The following is a 5,161-nucleotide window of genomic DNA, read 5'->3' as shown; positions in this document are numbered from 1 at the left end:
CGATCAAATTGCTTTCCATTTTTTTCATAATAAAAACGGTCCTTTCTGCTAAGACCGTTAATTTTTGTTAGCTCCCAGTATTTTATTAGTTTAAATTGCTAGACAAATTTAAGGTATTAAGATAAATAAAAATTCATGCTCATTAACGGGCATGAATTTTTTCTATATCTAATTGTTTAATAGATTTTTATTTTTTCATTTGTGCTGCAACTTCAGCTGCAAAGTCGGTTTCAATTTTTTCAATTCCTTCACCAACTTCAAAACGAATCATTTTGATTGCTTTAGCATTTTGTGAACTTAAGTATTTTTCAACACTTAAAGCATTATCCATAACAAATGCTTGGTTTAATAATGTAAATTCACTTAAAGCTTTATTTAGCATACCTGCCATAATGCTTTCTTTGATTTTTTCAGGTTTATTAGCTAAAGCTGGACTTTGACTAAATTCTAGTTCTAATTTTTTAATTCTTTCACTAGGTACTTCAGTAGAAATCATATATTCAGGATTCATTGCAGCAATATGCATAGCAACATTTCTAGCTGCTTCATCACTTTTAGCTTCAACAACCATTAAAGATGCTACTCTACCATTAGCATGAGTATATGCACCTGCTTTAACATTATCATTTAAAGCAGCTGCTTCAACACGTCTAAATGAGATTTTTTCTCCGATTGTTGCTGTAGCTTTTTCAATTGCTTCAGCAATAGAAAAACCATTATTTAGTTTTAATTGTAAAGCTTGTTCGAAATTTGAAAAATTATTTTTTAATAATGTTTGACCAATTTCGTCTACTAAATTAACAAATTGTTCATTTTGACTAACAAAATCTGTTTCACTATTAATTTCATAAATAATAGCTTTTTTATCATCACGAAGCGCTCTAACTAAACCTTCAGCTGCAATTCTATCACCTTTTTTAGCTGCTTTAGCTTTACCTGATTCTTGTAAAAAATCAATAGCTTTATTAATATCATAATTAGTAGCTTCTAAAGCCTTTTTAACATCTAAAAATCCTGATCCGGTTCTATCTCTAAGTTCTCTAACTAATTCTGCTTTTTGTTTTGCATCCATAATTATTTATTTCCTTCTTCTTTTAATGAAGCATGAACTTTAGGTTTAGGTCCTAGTTTAGTTCTAACTTTAGGTTGATATTTATTTCTAGAAGTTCTATCTTCAGGTTTTTTAACTTCAGCTTCGTTTTCACCTAGGTCATATTCTTCTTTATTTTGATATGCTAGTTCTACTACTCCACCTTTAGCTTGGACTATAGCATCAGCTAAAATTGTTAAAATTAAACGAATTGATTTAACGCTATCATCATTAGCAGGAATTGGTAAATCTACTAAATCTGGATCACCATCACTATCAACTATACCAATTATTTTTACACCTTTTTTACGAGCTTCTTGAACAGCAATAGTATCGTTATTTGGATCAACAACAATCATAAATGCAGGTTGACGACGCATTTCACGAATACCTTCAAAGTTTTTTTGTAATTTTAATAAAGCACGCTCATCATTAAGAGCTTCTTTTTTTGTTCTTTCAGGAAATCCTGCTGCTTGTGCTGCTTCTAATTCTGTTAATTTTTTAAGTTGTTTGAAAATAGTTGCTTGGTTTGTTAATGTACCACCTAATCATCTTTCACTAACGAAAAATGAATTAGTTCTAAGAGCTTGTTCTTTAACAATTTCTTTAGCATGTTTTTTAGTACCAACAAAGATAAATGTAGCACCTTTTTGAGCATATTCATTAACTATTTTGTAAGCAAATTCGATTGCTTTAATAGTTTTAGAAACATCTAAAATGTGAATTCCTTTTCTTTTTGAGTGAATGAATTTGGCCATTTTAGGATTTCATACTTGTGTTTTGTGACCAAAATAAATTCCGGCTTTTAATAAAAGCTCATTTGAAACTATTTTGTCATTTTCATTAATTGAACTTGGTTTTTCTTTAAGTTCAACATTAAGATTTTTATCTTCCATGTTTTTCTCCTATGTTTAGTTTGTTATAACTTCCAATTGTTTCAAAATCTAAGCACGCTATATCATTGAGCGCACACCCTAGAAAATTCACAATTGTGCTTGATTATTAAATAAAAATTAAAAATCTTTTAAATTTTATCATAGAAATTATTAGGACATAAAATCAATATTTAAATTAATTTATATTATGTAAAAATTCTTTTGTTTTGGATGCATGAAGAAAATTAAAATTTATCAAAGTTAAAAATAACAATAATCAAAATAATTAAATTGAATATAGTTTCTGAATTAGAAAATTCTACAATAATAATCGAAAAGCTTAAAACAAATTAAAATAACTATGTATTATGACTTTAAATCACAGTCATTGATACATTATAATAAGACTTTATTTGTTATCAACAACATAATTTTTTATCTAAATTAATTACTAATTTTTTTAAAAAAATTGAATTTATCAGAATTTCAAGTGGATGGTTCAAATTTTAATAAATTATTACATACATCAATATTCAAAAAATTTTCTCTTAAAGTTGGATATTCACTAATAAAATTAATTGTTTTAATGGGTTTAAAATATTTTTCTAATTGCCCATTATGAAATATTATTAAATCTTTTTTAGCTCTTGTTACCGCGGTATAAAGCCAATCGTACGTTTCCAATGTGTCGTTCGTTAATACTATTGCAACATTATCAAGTGTCATGCCTTGAGCTCTGTGAACCGTTATCGCTCTACCTTTGTCAAAATATGAGTTATGTTTACCGAAAACGTCAACCGCCAATGTCTTATCACTTTGCAAACTTTCTAGAAAATATGTAGTACGATCTCCTTTGATGTCTATTCATTTAATTTTTAATTTTTCACCTGCAAAAAAATATTTAGAATCCGAAGCAAAAACAATATCATCAACCTTATATTTATCAATAGTTGAAAAAATATTATGATTAAAATTATTAACAGAAAGTAATCCATCATTTTTTGCTAACAAAAATGTATATTCACTGCTTATTTTTTTAATTTTTGCAATTAATTCACTTATGTTTTCATATGATTTAAAAAAATTTGAATAATTATTTTTTAAATCTAATCTTCCTCTTAAAAGATCTTTTTTTAAATTTATATGTGATGATAACTTTTTTTTATTTTCAAATCTACAAATCTTGTCACATGTAACTATATTTTGATTTTGCTTTTCTGAAATAAATCGCTTTATTCACTTTAAGATATTTACTTTACTAAACGGTCTAATTTGATTTTCGTCTCCAATGAACATAAATTTTATTTTTTCTTTGTATTTAGAAAATAATATATGAATAGACAATCAATGGTCTATATCATACATACTTATTTCGTCAAATATTATCGCCGAATATTTAGATAAATCTAAGTTACTAATGTAACGGCTGTTTTTATTAATGTAATTAATTTGAATATACTTGACATTTAAATTATTTTTCAATCTTTCTCTATATAAATTTTCTGCCTTGTATGTTGGTGTAATAATCAAAGTGATTTTATCATCATTTTTAATTACCTGGTCAATAGCTTTATTTGTTTTACCTGATCCGGGTTCGCCCGTTCATAATTCACTTATTTTAAAAATATCTTTTAAAGCACTTATAAGAAACATTATCTTATTTAAAGTAATGTAAAACCTTCCTGAAGTAGATATGTAGCATCAATCAAATTTAGAATCTTGTTTAACATTTGTGCAATCCAAAATTTTGTATTTTTTAATTATGTTTTCATCAGATATAATAAAAGGGATATTTGTTTTTTCAATAAATTTTCGTAATTCCACTTTACCGTATTCAACATTAATTATTTCTTTATCACCTAAATATTTTTCAATGTTTTTATAATAAAAAAAATCTCTTTTTGGCCCAGGATCTGGAAAATATGCAAAAAACGGTGACAATTGAATGGGATAAAATTTGTAAATTATATACTTACTTATATTTTTAAAAAACAAACAATTTTTTGGAATTTTTTCATAATAATAAGCTAATGCATATTTTCTTATATCAGTTATTTCATCATCAAATTTTTCAATTTCTGAGTTTATATTAATTTGTTCTAAATATTGATTGTTAACATGTATTTTATTTTGTTTTGAATAATAATAATAGTTTTGAAAATCTGCTTTTAAATAAAAAAATAAAATTTTTTCTATCACATCGTATTTTTCAAAAAATAATTCACTAAGGAAACTTATTGTATGTTCATTTTCATTTATGCCAACAACAAAGTAAACAATTTTATCGTTCCTTTTTCCTTCATAATTACAAGAAATTACAGTTATATTTTCAAATATTTTGGCTTCATTTTTTATTATATTTGCTTTTTCTAAGTAAGGATCGTTTTGGATAAACTTGCTTATTTTATCTAGAAGAGAATTTTTAGTATCATTATCTAATGGAAAATTTCTAATTTTTTTAAAAATGGATGTAAAGATGCTTTTATTATCAAATTCAAATTTATTGTAATGTAATTTGCTACTTATAACTGAATAATGCCATTGGTCATCGACATTATTTTCGTTGTGTTTAGATAAAAACTCATCAATAAGACGAACAAATAAACAAATTTCTGATAAAAGTGTCTCGATGTTATGACTTTTATTATCTTTATGATAATTATTGTAATGTTCCACATTAAAATTAGAGAGCTTATTAATATGTAAAACAAGTGAATTTTTAAAATTAATATATTTAATATTTTGTATCATTTTTTCCTTTTAACATAAATTTATAATTTTACATGTGGTAATTTAAAATTATATTAAAAATAATACGTAATTAATTGCTTTCTTTATTGCACTATTTAAAATGAAACGTAATACATACATTACGAGATTTCTTTTTGGATTAAATTAGCAATTTGTACTTACGCTGATGAAGGGTAATTAGAGAATCGAATGTTTCTAACAATTCACCAATTTTTACTTGTTCTTCATATGAAGTAACATTAAATTCAAAATTTGAATATTGTCTAGCGTTCAGTCCTGTTTGAACCGAACCTTGAGAAACGGCTCTTATCTTTAAATTGTAATCATTGCACAAAGTACTTTGATAAATAAATTTTGAATAGAAATTTGGGAGCAAGTAAAAATTAACGGATTTAAAATTTTATTTTTTTTAGAAACTTAAAATTAAGTCTCATTTTTACCTTAG

Annotated in this window: 4 protein-coding genes; all 4 read right to left on the bottom strand. The window is 25.2% G+C overall.

What is annotated here, in order from left to right:
• Nucleotides 1-187 precede the first annotated feature (187 nt).
• Nucleotides 188-1,072 (bottom strand): translation elongation factor Ts, encoded by an 885-nt coding sequence (gene tsf, locus CG473_RS04075; RefSeq protein ID WP_094255038.1) that lies wholly within the window; start codon nucleotides 1,070-1,072, stop codon nucleotides 188-190.
• Between the two features lie 2 nt (nucleotides 1,073-1,074).
• Nucleotides 1,075-1,986: a 30S ribosomal protein S2 gene (rpsB, locus tag CG473_RS04070; protein WP_094255037.1), complete on the bottom strand. Its 912-nt coding sequence runs from the start codon at nucleotides 1,984-1,986 to the stop codon at nucleotides 1,075-1,077.
• 423 nt (nucleotides 1,987-2,409) lie between these two features.
• Nucleotides 2,410-4,716, bottom strand: coding sequence for an ATP-dependent DNA helicase (locus CG473_RS04065; RefSeq protein ID WP_094255036.1), 2,307 nt, complete (start codon nucleotides 4,714-4,716; stop codon nucleotides 2,410-2,412).
• A 139-nt stretch (nucleotides 4,717-4,855) separates the two neighbouring features.
• Complete coding sequence (locus tag CG473_RS04060; protein ID WP_166623160.1) at nucleotides 4,856-5,050, bottom strand: restriction endonuclease subunit S; 195 nt, start codon at nucleotides 5,048-5,050, stop codon at nucleotides 4,856-4,858.
• Between the last annotated feature and the right edge of the window lie 111 nt (nucleotides 5,051-5,161).

Source organism: Mycoplasma testudineum, from assembly GCF_002245785.1.
In the GTDB taxonomy this organism is placed as follows: Bacteria; Bacillota_I; Bacilli_A; order Mycoplasmatales; family Metamycoplasmataceae; genus Mycoplasmopsis_B; species Mycoplasmopsis_B testudinea.
This window is presented reverse-complemented; position numbering and strand designations above follow the sequence as displayed.